We start from the raw sequence: 26,792 nt of genomic DNA, 5'->3' as shown, positions 1-26,792 counted from the left end.
GTCTGCGGTCGGTCGTGCGTGCCGCCGCCGGGCGCCTCGGGTCAGGCGAGGTCCGCCTCGGCGGCGGGCTCCAGTTGGGCGCACAGGTGCTCGGCGAGCGCCTTGGTGGTGCCGTACGCCCACAGCAGGGTCGGGGACAGGCGGGTGCCGAAGGCGGCCTCGAGCCGGTTGCGCAGCTCCAGGCTCATCAGCGAGTCCAGTCCGAGGGACTTGAAGGGGGTGCCGGCCTCGATGCGGTCGGCGTCCAGCCGCAGCACCCGGCCGGCCAGCTCGCGGATGCGGCCGGCCGCGATCGCGGTCCGGTCCGCGGGCCGGGCCGCGAGCAGCCGGGAGAGGAACTCCCCGTCGGCCGCGGTACCGGATCCGCCGTCGCCGGCGGCCGCGCGCAGCCGTTGCCAGCTGGCCAGGGCCGCCGTGTCGGGGTAGGCGTCGAACCACTGCCGCAGGTCGATCGGGACGTACCCGACGACCGGCCGGTCGCCCGCGAGCATCCGGGTGAGGGCGCCCCACGCCTGTTCGGCGGAGATGCCGCCCATGCCCCGTTCGCCGAGCCGGGCTCCGCGCGTCTCCTCGCTCGCCGCGAGGCCGATGTCGTCGAACGGGCCCCACTGCACGCTCAGCGCGGGCACCCCGCGGCGGCGCCTGGCCTCGGCGAGCGCGTCCAGGCCGGTGTTGGCCGCCGCGTAGGCGGCCTGGCCCGCGTTGCCGACCAGACCGGCGGCGGAGGAGAAGAGCACGAACAGGTCCAGCGGGTCGTCGGCGGTCAGCCGGTCGAGGTGGGCCGCGCCCACCGTCTTCGGGCCGAGTACCCGCTCCAGCTGGGCGGCGGTGAGATTGCGGACGGTGGCGTCGTCGAGGACGCCGGCCGCGTGCACGACGCCCCGCAACGGCGGGAGTTCGGCGCGGACGGTGTCCAGGGCCGCCGCGAGCGCGGTGCCGTCGGAGACGTCGCAGCGCAGGGTGCGGACCCGCGCGCCGCGTGCGCGGATCCGGTCGATCCGGGCGGCGGCCTCCGGGCCGGGGGCCGAGCGGCCCAGCAGCGCCAGGGCACCGGCACCGTGCTCCGCGAGGTGTTCGGCCAGCGACAGGCCGAGCGCGCCGAGGCCGCCGGTGATCAGGTAGCTGCCGTCCGCGCGGAACGTTCCGCCGGGCATCGGTACGGCCGCCACCGCGTCCACGGTGGAGGGGCCGAGCAGCACCGGTGTCACGGCCGGGTGGGCCGGGGCCTGCGGTGCCGGGCCGGCGCCTTCGGCCGGCCGCGACGGGTCCGACGGCCCGGCGGGTACGGCGGGTACGGCGGGTACGGCGGGGGTCCGCCCGGATCGTGCGCCGGGTCCGCCGGCCTCGGCGAAGGTGCGCGGCGCGAGCGGGAGCGGTCCGGTGGTGGCGGCCCGGTCCCACACCGCCGCCAGGGCGGCGGCGAACCGTTCCGGCCGCCGCTGCAGCAGGCCTCGCGGATCTACGGTGAACAGCGCGGCGCCGGCCGGGAGCGCCGCCGGGTCGGGACGGGTGCCGTCGAGGGTCACCGCCCGCCCGTCGGGGGCCAGCGCGGCGACCGCCCGCGCGGGGCCGGCGCCGGCCGGGCGGCCGATCACCACGTCCACGCCCCGGCCGCCGAGGGCCGACCGGACGGCCCGCGGCCATCCCGGGTCACGGGCGTCGAACACCTCGACACCGGCGAGCACTTCAAGGACCGCGGCCGGGACGCCCGATCCGGGCGCGGCACCGGCATACGCGGACCACCGAGCACCAGCCGCCGGACCGGACACAGCCGACTCCCCGGCCCCGCCCTCCGCCGCAGCCATGACATCGCCGGTGACACCCTCCGCCGGGGCCACGACCCCGCCGGACCCTGCCTCGGCCACAGCCGCGTCCCCGCCGGACCCGCCCTCCGCCGGGGCCAGGACACCGTCGGCGCCGGGCGCGTCCGCCCGCGTGGCCCGCACACGGGCACGCTCGACACCGGCGAGCGACTCGAGAACCGCGGCCGGGACGCCCGATCCGGGCGCCGCACCGGCGTACGCGGACCACCGAGCACCAGCCGACAGACCCGACGAAGCCGACTCACCGGACCCGACCTGCGCCACCGCCGCGACATCACCGGTGACGCCCTCCGCCGGGGCCAGGACCCCGCCGGATCCGCGTTCCGCCGCAGCCGCGGCACCGTCGGACCCGGCCTCCGCGGTCATGACACCGTCGGTGACGCCCGCGGGCGTGAGCGTGGCCAGGACGTGGGCGCCCAGGTCGCGGGCGAGGGCGGCCGCGGCCAGGCCCACCGCGTCGCCGATGTGGACGAGGACCGAGTCCCCGGGGGTGACGCGGGCCGCTTCCACCACCGCGTACCAGGCGGTGGCGGCGGCGACCGGGAGGACGGCGGCGGCCGCGTCGCCGAGCCCCTCGGGTATCGGGCGGGCGAGGTCGGCGCGCACGGTGACATGGCTCGCCGGACCGTCCGGGGCACAGACGGCGGCCCGGTCGCCCACCGCGAATCCCGTCACCGCGTCACCCACGGCGACCACCCGTCCGGCGCAGCCGGCCCAGGGGGCGGCCGGGCCGCCGGGAGCGGTCGCCGCGGTCGTCTCGACCTCGATCTCGCCGGGGCCGGGCGGGCGGCGGGTGAGGGCGACGGGGGTGCCGCCGGGGTCGATACGGAAGGGCTGGTGCCGGGTGCGGGGGGCGGGCAGCGGCGTCGGCTCGGTGGCCGGGCCGCGGGTCAGCCGGGCGGCCAGCCTGCGGCCCGCGCGCAGCGCGAGCTGGTCCTCGGCGTCGGCGCCGCCGCGGAGGAGTTCGGCCGCGCCGTCGGCGCCGCGGCCCGCGTCGGCGGGGCCGAGGTCGATCAGCCGGGGCGCCAGTTCGGCGTGCTCCCGGCGCAGCACGCGGGTGAAGCCCCAGTACAGGGCGGCCCCGGGGTCGGGCTCGTCGTCCGGCAGGGCGGCCTGCGCGCCGAGGGTGACGACGGCGAGCCGCGGCGGGACGGGCTGGGCCGCGCAGGCGGTGACGAGCGCCGCCAGCCGCAGCAGGCCCTGCCGCTGCTCCTCCGGTCCGGCGGGCGCCCCGGGCGCGACGAACACCACGCCGGTGGCCTCGCCGGGCGTCTCGCCGGGGCCGGTGCGCAGGGTCTCCGCGCCGCGGTCGGCGAGTCCCTTGGCGATGGCGTCCGCCTCCACGGGGTCACCGCAGACCACCCAGCGGCCGGGCTCGGCCGCCGTCTCCTCGGCGGGGGGCGGCAGCTCGGTCCAGTCGATCCGGTGCAGCAGCGCGGCGTCGGCGGGGCCCTGGGGGCCGCCGGCCGCGAGCGGGGTGAGCTGCAGGCCGACGACGCTGAGCAGCGGGAGGCCGTCGTGGCCGGCGAACAGGTGCAGGTCGAACCGGCCGTCGGCGCGGCGCCGGGCGTGGGACCACAGCGCGGTGACCGGTTCCTCCAACGCGCCGGTGACCAGCACGCGTTCGATCTCCGTCGGCACCACGGCGTCCTGGCCCGCCTCGCGGCCGCACAGGGCCAGGGAGACCTGGAGCGCACCGTCCCAGAGGGCGGGGTGCAGGCCGTGCGCCCGGTTGCCCGCGCGCAGCCGCTCGGAGAGGACCACCTCGCCGAGGGCCTCGTCGCCGTCGGCCGTGACGGCCAGGGCGCGCACGGTCCGGAAGGCGGGGCCGTACTCCAGGCCACGGGCGGCCCAGGTGCGGTACAGCTCGGCGGCCGTCTCCGGTTCGGCGCTCGCGGTCCAGCCGGGGAGGCCGGCCGGATGGTGCCGGACGTCGCCGACGACGGCGCGGGCGGTGGCGTTCTCCTCCCAGTGCGCGGCTCCCTCGGGCAGTGCGAGCAGCCGGAGCGCACCGCCTTCGGCGGCGTCCTCGGTCCACTCGACGGCGAGCCGGGCGGGTCCGTCGCCGAGGGCGGTTCCCTTGTGGAAGACGATGTCCTCCAGGCTGCCCGGCAGCCGCCCGGTCCGGGACCGTACGGCGGCGAGCGCCGCGGCGAGGACGGCCGTGCCCGGCAGCACCGGGGTGCCGTGCACCTGGTGGTCGGCGAGCCACGGCAGGTCGGTGACGGACGGTTCCAGCAGTCCGTGCCAGCGGCGGGGGTCCCCGGGGGCCGGTTGGAGCCGGGGCTCCAGGCCCCGGGCGGCGCCGGTGCCGCGGGGCTGGTCGGCGGTCCAGTGGCGGTCCTGCCGCAGGGGGTAGCCGGGCACCGGCAGCAGGGCGGTCCGCGGCAGCCCGCCGAAGGGTTCGAGGCCGGAGGCGTAGGCCGCCGCCAGGGCCTCGGCGAAGTCCGCGGTGCCGCCGTGGTGGCGGCGCATGGTCGTCAGGACGGCGACGGGCTCGGTACGGTCCGCCGTGAGCTGGCCGACGGCGGGCGCGAGCACCGGGTGGGGGCTGATCTCCACGACGTGGGTGACGCCGTCGTCGAGCAGGGCCCGCATGGTGTCGGAGAACAGCACGGGGCTGCGCAGGTTCTCCACCCAGTACGCGGCGTCCATCTCGGGGCCGTCCAGCGGCGCGACCCGGACGGTGGACATCAGCCGTACGGTCCCGGGGCGGGGGCGGGCCGGGGCGAGCGCCGTCAGCAGGTCCTCGCGCAGCGGGTCCATCTGCGGGCTGTGCGAGGCGTAGTCGACGTTGACCAGGCGGCAGTACGTGCCCTCGGCCTCCAGCAGCTCCTTGAGGGTGAGGACGGCCTCCTTCTCGCCCGAGAGCACGCACGAGCTGGGGCCGTTGTGCACGGCCAGCGAGATGCTGTCCTCGAAGCCCTCCAGGGCGGCGAGGGCCGCGTCCCGGTCGAGGTCCACGGCGAGCATGCGGCCCTGTCCCGAGGTGAGGCGGGCGATGGCGCTGCGCCGGGCCATCACCAGGGCGGCGTCCTCGTAGCTCAGGATGCCGGCCAGTGTGGCGGCGGTGATCTCGCCCTGGCTGTGTCCGAGCACCACGTCGGGTTCGACACCGCAGGCGCGCCAGAGTTCGGCCAGGCCCAGGGACATCGCCCAGAGGACGGGCTGGAGCATGTCGATCCGGGTGGTCCACTCGTCGCCGGCCCGGCCGGCGAAGATGTCGAGCAGGTCCCAGTCGACGTGCGGGCGCAGGGCTTCGGCGCAGCGGGTGACGGTCGCGGCGAACAGCGGGCTGTCGCGGTACAGTTCGCGCCCCATGCCGTCCCACTGCGAGCCCTGGCCCGGGAAGACGAACGCGGTGCGCCCGCGGGGCACGGCGCGGCCGGTTCCCTCCCCGTCGGGGTTCTCGGCGAGTGCGGTCAGCGCGGTGCGCAGTTCGTCCGGGGTGCCGGCGACGAGCGCGGCGCGGACCGGGAAGTGGTCGCGCCGCCAGGCGAGGGTGCCGGCGAGGTCCCGCAGGGCCGCCGGGTCGTCGGGCACCGCCGCCGTGAGGGCGCGGGCGCGTTCGGCGAGCACCGCGGTCTCCCGGGCGGAGACGGTGACGAGGGCCGGCAGCCCGGTGTCGGGCACGGCGGGCGGCTCGGCGGGGACGTCCTCCGGCGCGGCCAGCACCACATGGGCGTTGGTCCCGCCCCAGCCGAAGGAGTTGACGCCCAGGTAGAGGGGGCCCTCGGTGGGCAGCGCCAGTGGTTCGCGCACCACCCGGACGTTGAGTTCGTCGAAGGGGATGGCGGGATTCAGTTCCGCCGAGTGCAGGCTCGGCGGCACGGTCCGGTGGCGCAGCGCCAGCAGCAGCTTGAACAGGCCGGCCATGCCGGCGCTGGCCTCCAGGTGACCGATGTTGGTCTTGATCGAGCCGATGTACAGCGGGTTGCCGGGGGCGCGGTGCCGGCCCAGGATCCGGCCCAGTGCGGTCGCCTCGATCGGGTCGCCGCGCCCGGTGCCGGTGCCGTGCGCCTCGATGTACACCGGCTGGCCCTCGGGTACGGCGCCGGTGCCGTAGGCCTGCCGGAGCAGGTCCTCCTGCCCGTCGGGGCTGGGGGTGACGAGGCTGTCGCCGCCTCCGTCGTTGTTGACGACGGTGCGGACGACGACGCCGTGGATGCGGTCGCCGTCGGCGCGGGCGCGGCTGAGGGTCTTCAGGTACACGGCGGCCACGCCCTCGCCGCGGACGAAGCCGTTGGCGGAGGCGGCGAAGGCCTGGCAGCGGCCGTCCGGGGACAGACCGCCGAAGTGGGTGAGCCCGATCGTGACGTGCGGGTCGAGCATGAGGTTGACGCCGCCGACGACGGCCCCCTCCACCTCGCCGGAGCGCAGCGCCTGCGCGGCCAGGTGCAGGGCCACCAGTGAGGAGGAACACCCGGTCTCGACGGTCATGCTGGGTCCGCGCAGCTTGAGGAAGTACGACAGCCGGGCGGCGATCACGTCCAGGGCGTTGCCGTACAGGCTGTGCGGGGTGGGCCGGGCGCCGCGGCCGTACCGGAGCAGTTCGTAGTCGTGCCAGGAGGCGCCGACGTAGACGCCGGTACGGCTGCCCGCGAGGTCGGCGGTGCGCCGGCCGGCGTCCTCCAGGGTGCGCCAGACCACCTCCAGGAGCACGCGCTGCTGGGGGTCGAGGGCGGCCGCCTCGCGCGGTGACACGCCGAAGAACGCGGCGTCGAAGTGGTCCACGCCGTCGAGGAATCCGCCGACGGCCTGGATGTCCCGCTCGGGGTCGAGCGGCTGGGAGGTGTCCCAGCGCTCGGCGGGTACGGGGCCGATCGCGTCCCCGCGCTCCATCAGCAGGGTCCACAGGCGGTCGGTGTCGGGGGCTTGGGGGAAACGGCCGGCCATGCCGACCACGGCGATGGGTTCGGCCATGGTCACTCGCCACCGCGCAGCCGCATCCGGACCAGTCCCTTGCTGGCGTTGATCATCCGGGGGCCGATCTCCGGCGGTGCCTCGCGCCGGCACCACACCGCGTTCTTGGCCATCTTCCCGGGCGACATGTCGAAGCAGCGGGTGCCGCGTTCGCCGAGCCGGAAGGACGGTGCGATGAAGTCGGCGTGCCGGATGTGCTCCAGGATCCGCTCGGCGGCCTTGCCGGGAGCGAGGGTTCCCTCGTCGACGGACAGGCACAGGTCCCGGGTGAGACTGCCCATCTCGTTGAAGCCGGAGCTGACCGGCAGCGGCGATCCCGGGTGCTTGCTCTGCTCCAGTTCGAGGAAGACGTCCTCGCGGCCGGTGCGCACGAACCGGTAGTAGGCGTCCTCCAGCATCACGTTGCCGAGCATGGTGCCGAGCATCCAGGTGCGGTTGACGGCGTTCCACAGCTCGTAGTCCCGGAAGCCCACGAAGGAGCTGTGGACGATGTCGTCGTGGAAGTCGAACAGGCCCTGCTGGAGGGCCTCGACGTAGGCGAACCGCTCCTGGGACCAGTCACCGTCCCGGGAGGCGGCGATCAGCCGCCAGCCGAGGGCGTTGACCAGCTCCAGGGTGTTGGTGAGGCCGCGCGAGTAGAGGGCGTCGATGAAGCCCGCGGCGTGCGAGGTGAGGCAGAAGCGCTCGCCGACGACCTGGTGGGCGGAGTACTGGAGCCGGCCGGTGGACACCCAGGGGCGCACGGCCTTGGCTCCCTCGAACTGCCAGGCGATCTCCGGGAAGCGGGCCAGGAAGGCGTCGAACTCCTGCTGCCCGGTCAGCTCGCCCTTGGGGAAGACCCTGGGGTCGAGGGTCAGGCCCACGCTGCACAGCGGGTTGAGGGACTCCGGGTGGTTGTCGAAGGGGATGACCCACAGCCAGCCGCCGTCGAAGACGTGGTGCAGGGTGCCGTGGTGCCACGGGTTGGGCTGCTGGTGGCGGCCCTTGGCGGTGGGCGAGTCGTCGAACGGCTTGACGCCCACCATGTGGGTGAACAGGGAACGCGAGTGGGTGCGGGCCCGGGTGGGGGTCTCGCGCAGGCCGAACTTCTCGGCGAGCGGCGAGCGGAAGCCGCTGCCGTCCACCACGTAGTGGGCGCGGAACTCCTCGCCGCCGTCGGTGCGCAGCACCGCGCCGCTGTCCGGGTCGATCTCCACGTCGGCGATGCGGGTGGCGAGCCGGGGGTGGGCGCCGTACTTCACCGCCAGGTGGAACAGGTAGGCGTCGATGTCCTGCCGGAACAGGTGCGTCTCGGTGCGGATGGCCGAGGGGACCACCAGCTGGTTGACCTCGTCGGCCGCCTGGGAGCGGCCCTCGCGGTGGTAGACGAATCCGAAGTTCTGCTTCTGCCCGCAGTTGCGTGAGACGTGTTTCCGGATCCCCTTGAAGCTGGACAGCGCCATCAGTTCGGGAACCTGGTAGCGGTCGGCGATGAGCCTGGTCATGCCCGAGGTGTACGGGATGGTGGACTCGCCGACGGCGAACCGGGGGTGGGTTCCGGCGTCGAGCAGCAGCACGCGCACTCCGTTGCGCGCGAGCACCGCGCCGAGCATGCCGCCGGCCATCCCGCTGCCCAGGATCGCCACGTCGTAGTCATTGCGCCGCGATGCCGGCTTCGTGCGCGCCATGTTCTTGTCCTTCCCTATGTCTGCGGGCAGTTGGGGCCTGGTGCCGGTTCGGTCCGGGGCCGCCGTGCACCGGCGCCACCGCCGTGGCGGTGCCGCGAGGGCCGCGGCCGGTTCCGGGCGGTCCGGACCGTTCCGGGGGGCGGTGCCTAGCTCCGGACGACCGTGGTCGTCTTCCGGCGGGCGGTGACCGGGGGGATCTCCACCGGCTCCCGGTAGACGCGGGACAGCAGTGGCCCGGTCATGGCGGTGGTCACCACGGCCATGACGACCATGAGCGAGTACAGGGAGCCGTCGAGCAGGCCGAGTTCGAGACCGACGCCGAGGATCACCAGCTCGGTCAGGCCCCTTGTGTTCATCAGCACGGCCACGGCGGCGGCCGGCCGCGGCTGCAGCCGCTGGGAGCGGGCACCCAGGTAGGTGCCGCCGAACTTGCCGACGACGGCGACGGCGAAGATCAGGCCGAGGTCGATCAGCATGCCGCCGTCGAGCCCGCTGAGATCGACGTTGAGGCCGGCGACCACGAAGTACACCGGCAGCAGGATCGCGGTGACCTGCCCGGTGCGGCGGTGGATCTCCTCGCGCAGGGTTTCCGCCCCGGCCCGCGGCATCACCGTGCCGCACAGGAAGGCGCCGAAGATGAAGTGCATGCCCATCGCCTCGGTGGCGGCGGCCGAGAGCAGGGCGAGGATCAGCACCAGCGCCAGGTGCTGGCTGGTGAACTCGACCGGCCGGCCGGCGGGCACGAACAGTCTGCGCAGCAGCGGCCTGACCACGACGACCATGGCGCCGAGGAACGGCAGGGTCAGGGCGACCTTCCAGTGTCCGGAGCCCCCGCCGACGCCGGCCTGGACGGCGGCCAGCGCCGCCCAGGCCACGACGTCGACGGCCGCCGCCGTGGCCAGGGCCAGTCCGCCGACCGTGGTGGTGCTCAGTCCGCGGTCGGTGAGGATGCGCGCCAGCACCGGGAACGCCGTCACCGAGACCGCGAGTCCGACGAAGACCACGAACGCGGTCCTGTTGTGCGGGGCGTGGTCTCCGGCGAGGTACAGGGCGAGCACCAGGCCCAGTGCGAAGGGCACCAGGGTGGAGCCGAGCACCGCGCCGGCGGTGGTCCGCCCGCGCCCGCGCAGTGCCGCTCCGTCCAGTTCCAGGCCCACTCCGAACATGAAGAGCGCGACCCCCACGTTGGCCAGCCCGGTGAGCAGTGGTCTGACGTCGCTCGGGAAGAGCGTGTCGGAGATGGCGCCGTGCAGCAGGGTGGGGCCCAGCAGCACACCGGCGAGGATCTCGCCGACCACGGCGGGCTGCTGCAGCCGGGTCGCCAGTTGTCCGAGCCCGCGGGCCAGGAACAGGATCAGGGCGAGATCGACGAACAGCAGCTGGACCTGGTGGCTGGTCACGACAGTTCCGCGCCCTCGACCAGGTCGTCCAGCCGGAGGTTGAGCATCGGGTGCTTGCCGCTCAGGCCCGAGATCAGCTGGACGAAGTCGGCCGACGGCTCGCGCTCGCGCTCGGGGTCGACCATCTCCTGGGCCAGGCTGTAGTAGAACTCCTTGTACTTGGTGCGGTCGTAGAACCGCTCCACGAAAGCGCGGATCTCGTCGAAGAAGCCGCGGTAGGCGGTGGCGTACCGTTTCAGCGCCTGCTCCTCGATCTCCGGGTGCAGCAGGACCTGGTGGACGATCTTGGAGAGCACGCTGGCGGCCAGGGTGGCCAGCGCGACACCGGTGGAGAACAGCGGGTCGACGAAGGCCGCGGAGTCGCCGACGCAGACCCAGCCGTCGCCGTGGAAGGACTGGCTGGTGTACGACCAGTCGCGCGCCGTGCGCCAGCCGGCCGCCTGGTTGGCGTTCGCCAGCATCTTCTTGAGCTTGGTGCTGCGGTCGACCTCGGCCCAGAACAGCTCCCGCAGCGACTGGTCGGTCTTGCCGACCTGCGAGGAGCGGGTGACGTAGCCGACGCTGATGGTGCCCTTGTCCAGCGGGATGGCCCAGAACCAGCCCTCGTCCAGGCCCTCGATCAGGATGTTGGTGTACTCGTCGCCGGCGAGCCGCTCGCAGTTGTCGAAGTACGTCCAGACGGCGACGTTGCGCAGCTCCTCGTGCCAGGTCACCTCGGCGTAGCGCCGGCTGAGCAGCCGGGACTGGCCGGAGGCGTCGATGACCAGCTTGCCGCGCGCCTCGTAGACCTCCTCGGCGCCGCGCAGGGTGTAGCGGATGCCGACGACGCGGCCGTCCTCCTCGACCGGCTCCTTGACCGTGGCGTCCTCGAGGATGAACGCGCCGAGCTCGCGGGCGCGGTCGAGGATCAGCGAGTCCATGTCGGCGCGGCGGGTGTGGTACGCGTAGGGGTGGGCGCCTCCCTCGACGAACGAGAAGTTCCAGGGCACCTGCTTGTTGCCCCAGACGAGCGTTCCGCCGTACTTGCGCTCGAAACCGCGGGAGTCCATGCGCTCGGTGATGCCCAGCTCCTCCATCGGCCGCATGAAGGCCGGGATGAGCGACTCACCCACGTGGTAGCGCGGGAACCGTTCCCGGTCGAGCACCAGGACGCGGTGGCCCTTCTTCGCCAGCAGTCCCGCCGTGGTGGCGCCGGCGGGACCGCCACCGATCACGACGACGTCGAACTCCTCAGGTACCCCGAACAGTGTGGACGGCATGCCCAGTCCTTCCTGTGCCCGATCTGGTGTGCGGTGCGGCCAGTGTTGAGCGCCGGGCCTGAAGACCCTCTGGACGTCGTCCCCATGTCCCTGTCAGGCCGCGCCGGAGGCCGCCCGGACGATGCCGTCCGTGTCGGAGATGCCCTCGGTGCGCACCACCCGTCCGTCGCGCAGCTCCCAGAAGTGCACGAAGCGCACGTCGAACTCACCGCCGCCGGCGCGGAAACGGCCGTACCAGTTGCCGATGGCGGCGGCCCAGTCGCCGGCGACCCGGATCTCGGTGACCTTGAAGCCGGTGTCCTCAAGGTGTTCGAGCGCGCCGCCGAAGTACTGCGCCGCACCGGCGTGCCCCTGGTAGTGGCCGGTGGACCAGGGCAGGGACGGCGGGGTGACGATCTCGACCTCGGGGTCGAAGATCTCCAGCACCGTCTGGATGTCCGCCTTGTCCAGGGCCTCGTACAGCCGCTTCACGACGGCCGTGGTCTGCTCCGACATCACTGTCTCCTTCGGCTCGGCAGCAGGACGCGGGCGCCTGAGGGCGACCGCGGTGCCGAGTCTGGGCGCGTGGCGCGGGGGCCGTCACCTCCGCAGTTGCCCAGTTGGCCGGTGGGCGAGACGACGGCGGGCGAGTTGGCTAGAGTAGATAGCTAGAGTGCGACTCTAGTTACGGACTACGAAAATCCCCGCCCGTGCGCGTCCCGACGGAGGAGAAGACAGTGACGACCGAGCAGTTCGATGTCGAGGAGGCCCGGGCGTCGACCGCCGGCACCTCCCGGCCCCGACTGGCCCTCACCGTGATCGCCGGCTGCCAGCTGATGGTGGTCCTCGACTCGACGATCGTGAACATCGCCAACCCGCACATCCAGCGGGCCCTGGACTTCTCCACCTCGGACCTGTCCTGGGTGGTCAACGCCTACACGCTGACCTTCGGCGGCCTGCTGCTGCTCGGCGGCCGGATCGGCGACATCCTGGGGCGGCGGCGCGTGTTCACGTCCGGCATCCTGCTGTTCACCCTGGCCTCGCTGCTCGCGGGGCTGGCCCAGGAGCCCTGGCAGCTGCTCGCCGCGCGGGCCCTGCAGGGCATCGGTGGCGCCATCGCCTCGCCCACGTCGCTGGCCCTGATCACCACCACTTTCCCCGAGGGACCGCAGCGCACCAAGGCGCTCGGCGTCTACGCGGCCGTCTCCGGCGGTGCCGGCGCCATCGGACTGCTGGCCGGCGGCATGCTCACCGAATGGCTCGACTGGCGCTGGATCTTCTTCATCAACCTGCCGATCGGACTGCTGATCGCGGCACTCACCCCGGCCGCCGTACCCGAGTCCGAGCGCCGCCCCGGCCGCTTCGACCTGCCCGGCGCGTTCACCTCGACGCTCGGCATGGCGTCCCTGGTGTACGGCTTCATCCGGGCCTCCGAGGACGGCTGGCGCGACACCTGGACCATCGCCGCGTTCGTGGCCGCCGTCGCGCTGCTGGCCGGCTTCGTCATGGTGGAGCGCCGGGTCGCGGAGCCGATCACGCCGCTCAGGCTGTTCGCCGACCGCAACCGCTCCGGCAGCTACGTCATCATGCTCGGCCTCGGCGCCGCGCTGCTCGGCCTGATCTTCTTCCTGGTCCTGTACGTGCAGAACGTGCTGGGCTACAGCCCGATCAGTACCGGTGTGAACTTCCTGCCGGTGACGGTGGCCATCCTCGTCGCGGCCGGCGTGGCCCAGCCACTGCTTCCCCGGGTCGGCCCGAAGCCCTTCCTAGTCGTCGGCACCGCCCTCGTCACCGGGGCGCTGCTGTGGTTCACCCGGATCGGGCCCGACAGCACGTACCTCGGCGGTGTGCTCGGGCCGATGGTGCTCTTCGGCCTCGGGCTCGGCCTGACCTTCGTCACCCTGACGCTGACCGCCGTCTCAGGCATCGCGCACGAGGAGGCCGGCGCCGCCTCCGGTCTGCTCAACGCCACCCAGCAGGTGGGCGGGGCGCTCGGACTGTCCATCCTGGTCACGGTGTTCGGCACGGCCAGCCGCAACGAGGCGAAGCAGCAGATCCCCCGCTTCCTCGCCTCGGCGAGCCCCGAGCAGCAGGCCACGTTCGCGAAGACACACATGCTGCCCCCTCCGTGGAGCGACACCGTCCTGACGCACGGCGTCACCACCGCCTACTGGGCCGGCACCGCCATCATCGGGGTGGCCCTGCTCACCTCGGTCTTCGTGATCAAGGTGCGCCGCAGCGACCTCGCCGCGCTCAGCGGCACCACGGGCATGCCCCTGGGCTGACCGATCCGGCACCGCACCGGCCACTCGCGCGACCGCGCGGGCGGCCGTCCGCCGTGCGGCGCGCCGCCCCACCGGGACGTCACGACCGCCCGCCGCCCCGGGTCCGGGGCGGCGGGCGGTCGTGGGAGAGGTTCTTCGCCGCACCGCGGCGCGCTCAGGCGGCCGGGGAACGGCCCGCCGCCCACAGCGAACGGACGACCGTGCCCGGGTGCAGGATCGCGCTCGGCGGCACCAGCAGGTGCTGCATGTCGAGCATCACCCGGTGCGCGTCGGCCGAGACATGGCTGGCGAGCATGACGCGTTTGACGTAACGGTTGATCAGGCCCACGCCGAACGGCCGGGGGCCGTCCGTCTCCGGGTACATGAAGTCCCCGCCGGTGGCCATCTGCCACGGCGTCGCTATCACCTGGGCCGCGGCCCGGTAGTAGGACCGCGCCATGGCCGACGAGGCCGACCGGTACCGGTCCAGCGTCCGGCCCAGCGCCTCGGCCTCCAGCGTGGCGACCGTCATCCCCTGCCCGTACAGGGGGTTGAAGCTGCAGATCGCGTCCCCCAGGGCCACGTATCCGCCGACGGGCCGCCGCAGCTTCTCGAAGTAACGGCGCCGGGCCTGCGGATAGGTGAACTTGCGGGCGTCCCCGGCCTCCACGGGCTCGGCCCGGTCGATGAGTTCGGCGATGTGCGGGCTCGGCAGCCGGGCCGCGAACTCCCGGAAGCCGTCGGGGTCGACCGGGGTGTGCGCCCGGTGCCAGCCGCCCAGGGTCACCACCCAGCGGTTGCCCTCGACGGCGAACACCGCAGCCGCCCGCTTGTCGGCCGGGGGAACGGTCGCCAGCAGGTACAGCAGTGCCCCGTCCCGCAGCCGGTCGCCCGGCGGACGGTGGAGCAGCCGGGTGGTGTAGCCCACGTCGATCTTGACGGTCACCGTCTCGGGTGCCTCCCAGCCGAGGGACTCCAGCCAGCGGTCCGTCCGGCCGGCGCGGCGCCCGGTGGCATCCACCACCAGGTCCGTCGGCAGCGTGTCGCCGGCGTCGGTCTGCACGCCCGTGACCCGGGCCGCGCGGGCGGTCAGTCCGCCGACCGCCGTCCGGTCGCGGATCTCCACGTTGGGCAGTTCCCGCACCCGGGAGCGGACGGTGTGCTCCAGGAAGGCGCGGCTGAGGCTGATGCCCAGCTTCCCGCTGGTGAACCTGGCCCGGTGCGCGCCCATCTGATGGAACAACAGATCGGAACCGGGGTCGAAGGGCACCGCGCCGCCCCCGATCAGCTCGTGCGTCAGACCGGGGAACAGCTCCTCCAGTTTCATCCGGCCGCTGATCAGCAGGGCGTGCGCATGACCGCTCTGCGGCACGCCCTTGCGGTCCTCGGCGGACCCCGGCAGGCTGTCCCGGTCGAGCACGGTCACCCGTTCGTATCTGCGCGCCAGCACCCGGGCGGCCACCAGGCCACCCATCGATCCGCCGATCACCACCGCGTGGCCGCCGATCGTCGCCATCGCCACTCCCCACTTCTCAGGACCGCGCCAGTTCGCGGCATCATCGGGAGTCTCGGCGCGGCGCACGGCGACTGTCGTCTCCGCGGTTGCTCAACCGGCGATCAGCCGCCGGATCAGGACGCGAACATCCCCGGCAGCGCGTAGCCGAGCACCACCCGGACGTCGTCGTGCTGGGTGCGGGTCGGCGGCTCCAGCCGCAGCCGCACCCGGGCCTCCTCGCCGTGCACCAGGCTCAGCGGAGCACTGGCACCGACCACGATCGAGTCCGGTCCGGTGCCCACGGAGCGGGAGACCGCCTGAACGATCCAGCGCCCCTCGGGCACGTGCGGGATGTACGAGGGGCCCGCTCCCCGCGCCAGCTTGCGGCACCGGGCCGGCCGCCGGGAGGGGCGCGGGTCGATGCCCGGGCCCACCGCGAACGCGGCGACGTAGACCGGCTCGTCGACGAGTCCATCGGCGCGCGCGACACACACCAGGACCGAGCCGTACGCGCTCGGTGTGTCCTGGCCGGCGGCGACGAAGTCGACCGCTTCCGCGCCCAGGGAGAGCAGCCGGCGGTACCGTCCGGGCGACACGCCCACGGTCTTGGTGAACCTCGTGGTGAACGCTCCGATGCTGGCGTAGCCGCACTGCACGGAGATGTCGGCCACGCTGTCCGACGTGTGCAGCAGCCGGTGCCTCGCCTCTTCCAGGCGCACCGCGGTCAGGAAAGAGGCCGGCGGCAGGCCCGTCTCCTCACGGAAGAGCCGCGCCATGTGAAACGGACTCAGCCTGGCCATCTCGCCCAGTTCGGTGAGCGTGAGATCTTCGCCGTATCCGGCGCGTATGCCACTGACAACCCGTTCGATCTCCGTGCGCATCGGACCCCCCGTCCAGGAGGCGCCTGGCGGCCTCCCCCTATGCTGCGCGCCAGGGAAGCAGACGCCGTATCGGCCGTCAAGTGCACGCGGAAATCGGAACTTCCGACTCCTGCCCGCCGGGCTGAGCAATATCGGCGATGACAAAGAATTCACTGTCAGTCACAGTGAAGTCTGCGTCCACTCGGCGACGGGGATGAGGAACCAATGCGACTTGAACTCCTGGGTTCGATCCGAGCATGGAACGAAGAGGGTGAAGTTCCCCTCGGGCCGCCGAAGCAGCGCGCGGTTCTCGCGCTGCTGGCCGGCCAGGCCAACCAGGTGACCGGAATTGATCAGATTATTGACGGTGTATGGGGCACCGATGTCCCGCAGTCGGCCGTGAATTGTGTGCACACCTATGTCGCCGGACTACGCCGGATCCTGGAGCCGGAGCGGGGCCGGCGGGAGTCCGGCGGAGTCCTGGCCTCGGCCGGCGGCGGGTACGTCCTGTCGGTCGCCGCCGAGGCGATCGACGCCGGTCGCTTCGCCCTCGCCCACATGCGCGCCCGCCGGCTGCTGTCCGAAAGCGACCGCGCCGGAGCCATCGGCGCGTACGAGGAGGCGCTCGCGCTGTGGCGCGGCGACGCCTACGCCAACGTACCCGGACCGTTCGCGGCGCTGGAGCGGGCCAGGCTGCACGAGGCGCGGCTGACGGCGGTCGAGGAGTGGGCGGAGGCGCTGCTGAGCGTCGGCCGGCACACCGAGGCGATCGCCGCCCTGACGGACATGATCGCCAAGGATCCGCTGCGTGAGCGGCTGCGCTGGCTGATGATGCTCGGACTGCACCGCTCGGGGCGCCGGGCCCAGGCCCTGGCCGTCTACCGGGAGACCCGTCAGCTGCTCCAGGAGGAACTCGGCATCGATCCGGGCACCGACCTGCGGCGGCTGCACCAGCAGATCCTCTCCGACCACGCCGCGCTCGCCCTGCGCGGCGCGGACCCCGGCGCAGGCGCGAGCGGCGCACAGGGCGCCGCTCGGGCGCCGGCCCTGCCGGTCCGCCCGGCCCAGCTCCCGCCGGGCGCGCGGAACTTCACGGGCCGCGCCGAGGAACTCGCCCGGCTGCGCAACGTCGTCGAGCGCGAGTACGGCGAGGGCCAGGCCGCGCTCGCCGTGATCGAGGGCCCGCCCGGGGTCGGCAAGACCGCCGTGGCGCTCCAGCTCGCCCACCAGCTGGGCAGCCGCCACCCCGACGGGCAGCTCTTCGCCGACCTGTGCGGTTCCCATCCCGACCGGGCGCCGCTCGGCGCCCGCGAAGTGCTGGCCCAGCTGCTGGGCGGCCTGGGCATCGGGCCGGACCGGCTGCCCGACGACCTGCCGGGGCGTACCGCGCTGTTCCGCAGCCTCGTGCACGGGCGCCGGATGCTCATCGTGCTGGACGACGCGGCGCACGCCGAGCAGGTGCGGCCCCTGGTGCCGCGCGGGCCCGCGTGTGTGCTGGTCACCAGCCGCCGACGGCAGTTCGGGCTGGCCGCGCGGGACGGTGCCTACCGGATCGAGCTGGGTCCGCTCGCCCCGCGGGACTCCGTCGAACTGCTGGCCCGGGTCGTGGGGCGGGAGCGGGTGACGGGTCAGCAGGAAGCGGCCCGGGAGCTGGCCCGGCTGTGCGGCAACCTGCCGCTGGCGCTGCGTATCGCGGCGGCCGGCCTGGCCGCCAAGCCCGCCCTCTCGCTGGCCGAGCTGGTGGTCGACCACGCGACCTGCACGGCACGCCTGGACCGGCTCGCCGTGGAGGACGACGTCGCGGCGAGCCTGCGTACGGCCTTCGACGCGTCGGTGCGCAGCCTGCCCGAGGGCGCCGCCCGCATGTTCGGTGTCCTGGGGCTTCGTGAGCAGCAGCTGATCACCGTGCCCGACGCCGCCGCGGCGGCGGACCTGACCGAGCGGGCGGCCGCCCGGCAGCTGGCGGTCCTGGCCGATCACCATCTGCTGGAGGAGGTGGGCCGGGAGCGGTACCGCTTCATCAACCTGATCGGCCTGTACGCCGCCGAGTGCGCCCGCGGCAGCCGGACCGACCCGGACGCCGCCCTGGACCGGCTGCGCCGGGAACCGGCGCAGGTCGGCACCGATGTGCTGGGGTTCATGTTCTCGGCGACCGACTGCGGCTCCTGAGCAATATCGGAGATGCAGGGCCGAAGCCGTTCGTGCACAATTCAGCCATCGATCCGAAGATACTTGAAAGTCGCAACATAATTGACTCATCGGGGGAGCGAGGGGGCATGCGACGAATCACGTCGTCCGGGCCGTCGGCCGCATCGGCGATCGCCGTGGTCGGATACTCCTGCCGCCTCCCCGGCGCACCGGACCCGGACGCTTTCTGGGAGTTGCTGGAGAATTCCCGAAGTGCGGTATCGGAAGCCCCGGAGAACCGCTGGGAACGCTCTGAGCCCATTTCGGACGACATCCGGACGGGCGGCTTTCTGGACGCGGTGGACCTCTTTGACGCCGACTTCTTCGGTATCTCCCCGCGCGAGGCGGCCGCCATGGATCCGCAACAGCGGCTGCTTCTGGAACTCGGCTGGGAGGCCGTGGAACACGCCGGAATTCCGCCCGCCGTACTGGCCGGCACCCGCACCGGCGTCTTCGTCGGCGCCGCCCTCGACGACTACGCGGCACTCACCGCCCGCCGTGGCCCGGCCGGGATCGGCCGGCACAGCCTCACGGGCACGCTGCGCAGCCTGATCGCCAACCGGCTGTCACACGTCCTCGGTCTGCGCGGTCCCAGCATGACCGTGGACACCGGGCAGTCCTCCTCGCTCGTCGCCGTCCATCTGGCGTGTGAGAGCCTGCGTGGCGGGGAGTCCGGTATCGCCCTGGCCGGCGGGGTCAACCTCAACGTGCTCGCCGACTCCACCCTCCGCGTCGCCCGGTTCGGGGCCCTCTCCCCCGACGGCCGGTGCCACACCTTCGACGCGCGGGCCAACGGCTACGTGCGCGGCGAGGGCGGGGGGCTGGTACTGCTCAAGCCCCTGGAGACGGCTCTCGCCGACGGGGACCGGGTGCGCTGCGTGATCCTCGGCAGCGCCGTCGGGCACGACGGTGCCGGTGAGGGGCTGGTGGTGCCGAACGGCGAGGCCCAGCAGGACGTGGTGCGTGCCGCCTGCGAGGCCGCCGGGGTCTCCCCCGCCGATCTGCAGTACGTCGAACTCCACGGCACCGGCACCCGGGTCGGCGACCGGGTCGAGGCCACCGCCCTCGGCACCGCCGTCGGCGCGGCCCGGGCGCCCGCCGCGCCCCTGCTGGTCGGGTCCGCCAAGACCAACGTCGGCCACCTGGAGGGCGCCGCCGGGATCGTGGGACTGCTGAAGACCGCGCTCAGTGTCGAGCACCGCGCTCTGCCGGCCTCCCTGAACTTCGAACGCCCGCATCCGGACGTGCCGTTGGCCGACCTCAACCTGTCGGTCGTGCGCACGCCCCGCCCCTGGCCCGCGCCGGAGGGGCGACTGCTCGCCGGAGTCAGCTCCTTCGGGCTGGGCGGCACCAACTGCCATGTGATCGTGGCCTCCCCCGAATCCGCGACCGCGACGGACGGGGCACCGGTACCTGAACCGGCACCGGCACCGGTACCTGAACCCGCACCCGCACCCGCACCCGCACCCGCACCGGAGACGACGCCGGTCCCGCGTCCCCGCTCGGCCCTGGACGCCGGATCGGACGCCGGACCGGCCATCGCCCCGGACACCGCCTCGGACGCCGCCCCGGACGCCGCCCAGGACCCCGCACCGGGCCCCCGGGCTCCGCGACCGCTGCTGTGGCTCGTGTCCGGGCGCGGTCAGGCCGCGCTGCGGGGCCAGGCACGGCGGCTGCTGGAGTTCGCCGCCGCGCGGCCCGAGCTGGACGCGGCGGCCGTGGGCCGGACGCTGGCCACGCGCCGGACCGCCTTCTCGCACCGGGCGGCGGTGCTGGCAGCGGACGCCGGTGAGCTGCGCACCGGGCTGGCGGCGCTGCGCGACGGGGTCCCGGCCGCCCATGTCACCACAGGAGTGGAGACGCCCGGCCGGGTGGCGCTGGTGTTCCCCGGCCAGGGCGCGCAGTGGCCCGGCATGGCCACCGAACTCCTCGCCACGGAGCCGGTGTTCGCGGCCCGGCTGGCCGAGTGCGCGGACGCCCTCGCGCCGCACGTCGACTGGTCGCCGATGGATCTGCTGCGGGCCGGCGACCGTCCCGACCCGGCCCTGTGGGAGCGGGTGGACGTCATCCAGCCGCTGCTGTTCGCCGTGATGGTGGCCCTGGCCGCCCTCTGGCGCTCGGCCGGTGTCCGGCCCGACGCCGTGGCCGGCCACTCCCAGGGGGAGATCGCCGCCGCCTGCGTCGCGGGTGCGCTCTCCCTGGAGGACGCGGCCCTGCTGGTCACCCGCCGCAGCCGGGCCGTGTCCGCGCTCTCCGGCCGCGGCGGGATGCTCGCGGTCGCCCAGAGCCACGAAGAGGTCGCGGGCCGGCTGCGCGGGGACGGCCGGCTCGACATCGCGGTGGTCAACGGTCCCGGCGCCTGCGTCGTCTCCGGTGCTCGCGACGCGCTGGACGAGCTGCACGAGGCCCTTCGGGAGGCCGGTGTCGAGGCGCGCCGCGTCGCGGTGGACTACGCCTCGCACTCGCGTCAGGTGGAGGAGATCCGCGAGCCGCTCCTGGCGGCACTCGCCGGCGTCCGGCCCGCCCGGGGCACCGTACCGCTCTACTCCACGGTCACCGGCACGGCCCTGGACCCGACGGAGCTGACGAGCGAGTACTGGTACCGCAACCTGCGGCACACGGTGCGCTTCGACTTAGCCGTGCAGGCCCTGCTGGCGGCGGGGCACCACGCGTTCATCGAGGTCAGCCCGCACCCGGTGCTGCTGGCCGGCCTGCGCGACACCCTGGGCGGCACCGGCCGCCGCGCCTTCGCCGTCGGCACACTGCGCCGCGGCGACGGCGGCCCGGCACGCTTCCTCGGCTCCCTGGCCGAGGCGCACAACCACGGCGTCACCGTCGACTGGGACGCCGTACTGGCCCCGGCCGGCCCCGTCGACCTGCCGACGTACGCCTTCCAGCGCGAACGCCACTGGCTGGACGGGCCGCAGCCCGCCGACGAGCCGTTCGTCCCCGGGCCGGCCGCCCCCGCGGCCCGGGAGCCGGCGCCCGGCGCCGTTCCTGTCGCGGAACTGCGCCGCCGGGTCCCCGAGTTGGTGACCGGCCATGCCGCCGCCGTGCTCGGCCGCAGCCCGGCGTCGCTGCCCCTCGACAGGCCGCTGCGCGCGCTCGGCTTCGACTCGCTCGGCCTCACGGAGCTGTTCCGGCGGCTGGGGCAGGACCTCGGGCTGCGCCTGCCGACGGCGATCGGCTACGACCACCCGACGGTCGAGGCGCTCGTCCGGTATCTCGGCTCCCTGCTCGACGACACCCCCGAGGACCCGGGCGTGACGCTGCTCGACCGCCTCGACGCGGTGAGCGCCGAGCTCACCTCGGGCGAGCTGGACGAGACCGTCCGGCGGCAGGCCCTGGCCCGGCTGCGCACCCTCGTACGGCGGTGCGACGAGGAGCGGGCCCCGGCAGACGATCTCACCGCGGCGATCCTCGCCGCCACCCCCGAAGAGATTCTCGGTCTCATCGACAGCAGAGGCGAATCGTGACGAACGCGGACCGGCTCACCGAATATCTGAAGAAGATCACGCTCGACCTGTACCAGGCGGAGGCCCGGCTGCGGGAGGTCGAGGGACGGGCGACGGAACCGGTCGCCCTGGTCGGGATCGGCTGCCGTCTGCCGGGCGGCGTCGACTCCCCGGAGCGGCTGTGGCAGCTGCTCCGCGACGGGACCGACGCGATCTCCGCCTTCCCCACCGACCGCGGCTGGGACATCGACGGACTGTACGACCCCGAGCCCGGACGCCCCGGCCGGACCTACACCCGGCACGGCGGATTCCTGCACCGGGCAGCCGACTTCGACGCGGCGTTCTTCGGCATGTCCCCGCGGGAGGCCGCCGCCGCCGACCCCCAGCAGCGGCTGCTCCTGGAGACCGCCTGGGAGGCGGTGGAGCGCGCCGGTATCGATCCCGCCTCGCTGCACGGCAGCACGACCGGCGTCTTCGCGGGGGTGAGCCACAACGGCTACGGCGGCACCCTCGACCAGGCCACCGAGGACTCCTCCGGCTATCTGCTCACCGGCAACGCCTGCAGCGTCGCCTCCGGCCGGATCGCCTACACGCTGGGCCTGACCGGGCCGGCCGTCACCGTCGACACCGCCTGCTCCTCCTCTCTCGTCGCGCTGCACCAGGCCTGCCAGGCGCTGCGCTCCGGCGAGTGCGACCTCGCGCTGGCCGGCGGGGCCTCGGTGATGCCGCATCCGGGCATGTTCCTGGAGTTCAGCCGGCAGCGCGGGCTCGCCGCCGACGGCCGCTGCAAGCCCTTCGCCGAGGCGGCCGACGGGACCGCCTGGAGCGAGGGCGCGGTGATGCTGCTGCTGGAGCGGCTCTCCGTGGCCCGGGCGCACGGTCATCCGGTGCTCGCGGTGATCCGCGGCTCCGCCGTCAACCAGGACGGCGCCAGCAACGGGCTGACGGCGCCGAGCGGTGCCGCCCAGATCCGGGTGATCCGGCGGGCTCTGGAGAACGCGGGCCTGAGCGCCACCGAGATCGACGCCGTCGAGGCGCACGGCACGGGCACCGCACAGGGCGACCCGATCGAGGCCCGGGCCCTGATCGCCGCGTACGGCGGCCGGGAGCGCGCCGGCACGGCCGACCTGTTCGTCGGTTCGCTGAAGTCCAACCTGGGACACACACAGGCAGCGGCCGGTGCCGCCGGCGTCGTCAAGATGGTGCTGGCGATGCGGTACGGGCTTTTGCCGGCCACGCTGCACACCGACCGCCCGACCCCGCACGTCGACTGGGCGGACAGCGGCGTGCGCCTCCTCCCGGAGCCGACCCCCTGGCCCGAGCGCGACCGGCCCCGCCGGTGCGCGGTCTCCTCGTTCGGCATCAGCGGCACCAACGCCCACCTGATCCTGGAGGCGGCCCCCGCCGAACCCGCCCCGGAGGCCGCCGGCACCGGCTCCGAGCCCGCCGTCCGGGCGGCCGCAGCCACCGTCCGGGCGGCCGCACCGGTCACCCCGCCGCACCCGGTGCCGGTGACCGTCACCGGGCGGGACGCGACCGCGCTGCGCGCCCAGGCCGGCCGGTTGCACGCCCTCCTCTGCGCCGACCCGGAACTCGGCGCGGCCGACCTCGGCCACGCCCTCGCCGGCTCCCGCACGCTCTTCGAGCACCGGGCGACCGTGCTCGCCGAGACCCGGGACGACCTGCTGGAGTCGCTGCGGGCGCTGGCCGCGGGCGACTGCCCGCCCGGGGCGCTGCTCGGCGCCGCCCGGCCCGGACCGCTCGCCTTCCTGTTCGCCGGGCAGGGCGCCCAGCGTCCCGGCATGGGACGCGAACTCCACGCGGCCTTCCCGGTGTTCGCCGACGCGTTCGACGAGGTGTGCGCCCGTCTCGACCCGCTGCTCGACCGCCCGCTGCGGGACCTGGTCCTCGCCGCTGAGCCGGCCGCGGAGCTGGACCGCACCGGCTACGCGCAGCCCGCCCTGTTCGCCCTGGAGACCGCCCTGTACCGCCTGGTGCGCTCCTTCGGTCTGACACCCACCCACCTCCTCGGCCACTCGGTCGGCGAACTCAGCGCGGCGCACGCCGCCGGGGTGCTGTCGCTGGCGGACGCCTGCACGCTGGTCGGCGCGCGCGCCCGCCTGATGCAGGCGGCCCCGGGGCGCGGGGCGATGGTGTCGGTCGCGGCGACCGAGGAGGAACTGCGCGAGACGCTCGCCGCCGAGCCCGCCGTGTCGGTCGCCGCGGTCAACTCCCCCACGGCGACGGTGATCTCGGGTGAGGAGGAGGCCGTCCTGCGGGTGGCGGGGGTGTGGGCCGGACGCGGGCGGAGCACCAGCCGGCTGCGGGTCAGTCACGCCTTCCACTCCCCGCAGATGGACCCCGTGCTGGAGGAGTTCCGCGCCGTCGCCCGCGGTCTCGACTTCCGTGCGCCCGGCATCCCGCTGGTCTCCAACCTGACCGGCCGCATCGCGACGGCCGAGGAACTGCGCTCGCCGGACTACTGGACCGAGCAGTTGCGCCGGCCCGTCCGTTTCCTGGACGGCCTGCGGGAGCTGGCCCGGGAGCGGGTGAGCGGCTTCCTCGAACTGGGTCCGGGCGGCACGCTGACCGGACTGGTGCGGCAGAGCGGCGTCGCCGAGCACGCCGAGGGGGCGGTGTCCGTACTGCGCGCCGGCCGGCCCGAGGCCCGTACGCTGCTGACCGCGCTGGCCCGGCTGCAGGCCGACGGCGCGGCCGTGCGCTGGCCCGCGGAGCTGTTCGGACCGGCGCCCCGCCGGGTGGAGCTGCCGACCTACCCCTTCCAGCGCCGGCGCCACTGGCTGCCGCAGCCGACGGCGGCGGGTCCGCGGCCCGCCGCCGGTCATCCGCTGCTCGGCGCCGAGATCGAGCTGGCCGACAGCGCCGAGCGCCGGTACGGGCAGACGCTGACCACCGAACGGCCCGCGTACCTGAGCGGACACCGGCTCGGCGGCACGGCCGTGCTCCCGGGCAGCGCGATGCTGGACTGGGTGCTCGCCGCGGCCCGGGCGGGGTCGGCCGGCGCGGGCGCCGACTGGACGGTCGAGGACGCGGCGTTCACGAGCTTCCTGCCGGTCCCCGACGGCACGCCGGTCACCGTGCAGACCGTCGTCCACGAGGGCGGCCGGGTGCGCTGCCTGAGCCGGAACGCGGACGCGGAGGGCGGCTGGACGGTCCATGCCGAGGCCGCCTCCGCCGGCCCGGGCGGCGGGACGCGGCCCGCCCCCGTCGACCCCTCCGGGCTGCACGCGGCAATGGCCGAGCGGGACCCGGCGGACCTGTACGAACGGTTCGACCGGATCGGGCTCGGCTACGGGCCGGCGTTCCGTTCGATCCGGCGGCTGTGGTCCGACGGCGACCGTGCCGTGGCCCTGATCGAGCTGCCGGACGAGTCCGGCGAGGGCGGCGGGGACGGCGAGCTGCTGCATCCCGTCGTCCTGGACGCGTGTTTCCAGACGGTCGGCGTGTTCACCGCCGGGGAGCCCGACCCGTGGGTGCCGACCCGGCTCGCCCGGCTCGTCGTCCACGAGCGGCTGCCGCGCCGGGTGTGGTGCGAGGTGCGCTGGCAGCGTGCCGCGCACGCGCCGGAGGGCACCCTCGACCTGGACCTGCTGGCCGAGGGCGGGGAGCGGCTCGTCACGGTGCGCGGCCTGCAGCTGCGCGCGGTGCCCCGCTCCGCCTTCCCCGTGCGCACCGGACCGGGCCGCTACGCCACCGTCTGGCAGCCGTCCACGCCGCTCGCCGACGACGCCGCGCTCCCCGCCGGCACCTGGCTCGTGCACACCGTCACCCCCGGCGGAAGCACCCTCGAACACCTGGTTGTGGCGGCCGACGGAACGCTCCGGCACCCCGAAGCGGGCGACGGGCCCGCCGGGTCCCCCCGGGGGGTGCTGATCCGCCTGGCCGGCGCGGACACGGACGGGTCCGCACCGCGCCCGGAGATCCACGAGACGGCCTACGGCCTCGCCGAGCCGGTGCTGGAGATCCTGCGCGAGACGCTGCGGGAGCACGCCCCGAGCCGGCCGGACCTGGTGCTGTGCACCACCGGCGGCACGGCCCCGCGCCCCGGGAAGGACGATCCGGACGTGCGGCAGTCCGCGGCGGCCGGTCTGCTGCGCGCCGTTCCGGCCGAGTATCCCGGCCTGCGGTGCGTGCACCTCGACCTGGACCCGGCGGCACCCGGTCCCGGGACGGCCGAACTGCTGCGCCGCGCGGCGGCCCACGCCGGCTCGGGGCACCTGGCCGTCCGTGACGGTGTCTGGTACGAGGCCCGGCTGCGCGAGCAGCCCGCGGCCGGCCGGGAGCCGATGCCGGTCCGCCCCGACGCCACCTACCTGATCACCGGTGGCTGGGGCGCCCTGGGACTCGCCACCGCACGGTGGCTGGCCGACCGGGGGGCCCGCTGCCTGCTGCTGGTCGGCCGTACCCGGCCCGAGGCCGAGCCCGGCACCGTGACCCGGCTGCGGGCCGCGGGAGTCCGCGTCGAACTGCGCGCCGCCGATCTGGCGGACGGCGCCGCGGTGACCGATCTGCTCGCCGGGGCCGCGGCCGGCCTGCCGCCGCTGCGCGGCATCGTGCACGCGGCGGGGGTCAACCTGGAGGCCCCGCTGGAGCGGTACGACGTCGACCGGCTGCGCGGGACGCTGGATCCCAAGGTCCGCGGCGCCTGGCTGCTGCACCTGCACACGGCCGCCGCGGAGCTGGACTTCTTCGTCCTGTACTCCTCCATCGCCTCTCTCTTCGGCGCCCCCGGCCAGGCCGGCTACGTCGCCGCCAACGCCTTCCTGGACGCCCTCGCCGAGCACCGGCACCACCACGGACAGCCCGCGCTGAGCGTCAACTGGGGCCCGTGGGCGGAGTTCGGCATGGCGGCCGACGACCGCGTCCTGGCCCGCTACGCGGCGGAGGCGATCACCCCGCTGGGCACCGAGGAGGCCCTGGCCACGCTGGGGACGCTCGGGACCACCCCCGGGAGCGGTGTCGTCACCGTCGACTGGGCGCGCTTCACCGCCGGACGGCGCCGTCCGCCGTACACGCTGCTGGCCGATCTGGTGCCCGCCGTCACCGGCGCGGCCGGGGCGGGGGAGGACACCGCCGACCCGGGCCGGATCCGTGAGCTGTCCCGGCTGGCGGTCGACGACCCGGCGCTGGCCCGCGGCACGCTGATGGAGGAACTCCTCACCCGCACCACCCGCCTGCTCGGCATGACCGGACCGGAACGGGACGCGCTGCGCCCCGCGTTCGCGAAGCGGCGGCTCAGCGAGCTGGGCTTCGACTCGCTGACGACACTGCAGCTGCGCAACCAGCTGCTGACCGACTTCGGCGCCGACGTGGCCACCAACGCCCTGTTCGGCGGCACGCCCGCCGAGATCACCGACCTGGTCTGCCGCCAGCTGGCGGCGCTGTCCGTACTCGCCGACGCCGACGACCTGGGCGACGACACCTCGGACTCCGAAGTCCTGACGCTCTGACCCGCACCT

11 protein-coding genes are annotated in these 26,792 nt (G+C 74.5%); 4 read left to right on the top strand and 7 right to left on the bottom strand.

Annotated elements, in window-relative coordinates; translation table 11 throughout:
* Positions 1-41: 41 nt before the first annotated feature.
* The 5 genes from AB0B40_RS26410 to AB0B40_RS26390 all read right to left on the bottom strand — a co-directional run bounded on the left by AB0B40_RS26410 (position 42) and on the right by AB0B40_RS26390 (position 11,567).
* Positions 42-6,746 carry an SDR family NAD(P)-dependent oxidoreductase gene (locus AB0B40_RS26410; protein WP_362265896.1) on the bottom strand — a complete coding sequence of 2,235 codons (6,705 nt, stop codon included), beginning with the start codon at positions 6,744-6,746 and terminating at the stop codon, positions 42-44.
* Between the two features lie 2 nt (positions 6,747-6,748).
* The gene (locus AB0B40_RS26405) at positions 6,749-8,413 is read right to left on the bottom strand and encodes a tryptophan 7-halogenase (protein WP_345054385.1); all 1,665 of its coding nucleotides are present in this window, start codon (positions 8,411-8,413) and stop codon (positions 6,749-6,751) included.
* 146 nt (positions 8,414-8,559) lie between these two features.
* A complete protein-coding gene (locus AB0B40_RS26400; RefSeq protein WP_345054383.1) occupies positions 8,560-9,813 on the bottom strand; it encodes a cation:proton antiporter in 1,254 nt (417 codons plus the stop codon).
* Entirely contained in the window at positions 9,810-11,072 is a 1,263-nt protein-coding gene (locus AB0B40_RS26395) for an NAD(P)/FAD-dependent oxidoreductase (RefSeq protein WP_345054380.1), read from the bottom strand. The genes AB0B40_RS26400 and AB0B40_RS26395 overlap by 4 nt, the downstream gene beginning before the upstream one ends.
* 93 nt (positions 11,073-11,165) lie before the next feature.
* The gene (locus AB0B40_RS26390) at positions 11,166-11,567 is read right to left on the bottom strand and encodes a nuclear transport factor 2 family protein (RefSeq protein ID WP_345054377.1); all 402 of its coding nucleotides are present in this window, start codon (positions 11,565-11,567) and stop codon (positions 11,166-11,168) included.
* 287 nt (positions 11,568-11,854) lie between these two features.
* Between AB0B40_RS26390 and AB0B40_RS26385 the strand changes: the two genes are divergently transcribed.
* Positions 11,855-13,336: an MFS transporter gene (locus AB0B40_RS26385; protein WP_362265924.1), complete on the top strand. Its 1,482-nt coding sequence runs from the start codon at positions 11,855-11,857 to the stop codon at positions 13,334-13,336.
* A 154-nt stretch (positions 13,337-13,490) separates the two neighbouring features.
* On the opposite strand, the gene AB0B40_RS26380 is transcribed toward AB0B40_RS26385, so the two are convergent.
* Positions 13,491-14,831, bottom strand: a complete 1,341-nt coding sequence (locus AB0B40_RS26380) for an NAD(P)-binding protein (protein WP_345054375.1) — start codon at positions 14,829-14,831, stop codon at positions 13,491-13,493.
* A gap of 113 nt (positions 14,832-14,944) precedes the next feature.
* Positions 14,945-15,691, bottom strand: coding sequence for a helix-turn-helix transcriptional regulator (locus tag AB0B40_RS26375; protein WP_345054372.1), 747 nt, complete (start codon positions 15,689-15,691; stop codon positions 14,945-14,947).
* Between the two features lie 204 nt (positions 15,692-15,895).
* Between AB0B40_RS26375 and AB0B40_RS26370 the strand changes: the two genes are divergently transcribed.
* From AB0B40_RS26370 to AB0B40_RS26360, 3 genes are all read left to right on the top strand, one after another.
* Complete coding sequence (locus tag AB0B40_RS26370; protein WP_362265891.1) at positions 15,896-17,839, top strand: BTAD domain-containing putative transcriptional regulator; 1,944 nt, start codon at positions 15,896-15,898, stop codon at positions 17,837-17,839.
* A gap of 107 nt (positions 17,840-17,946) precedes the next feature.
* Positions 17,947-21,333 (top strand): acyltransferase domain-containing protein, encoded by a 3,387-nt coding sequence (locus tag AB0B40_RS26365; RefSeq protein WP_362265890.1) that lies wholly within the window; start codon positions 17,947-17,949, stop codon positions 21,331-21,333.
* Positions 21,330-26,783, top strand: a complete 5,454-nt coding sequence (locus AB0B40_RS26360) for a type I polyketide synthase (protein ID WP_362265888.1) — start codon at positions 21,330-21,332, stop codon at positions 26,781-26,783. Before AB0B40_RS26365 ends, AB0B40_RS26360 begins: the two co-directional genes overlap by 4 nt.
* The last annotated feature ends 9 nt before the right edge of the window (positions 26,784-26,792 follow it).

It is taken from the genome of Streptomyces sp. NPDC042638, from assembly GCF_040647235.1.
Taxonomy (GTDB): Bacteria; Actinomycetota; Actinomycetes; order Streptomycetales; family Streptomycetaceae; genus Streptomyces; species Streptomyces rameus.
The sequence above is the reverse complement of the archived record's forward strand: the minus strand, read 5'-3'. Positions and strand labels throughout refer to the sequence as shown.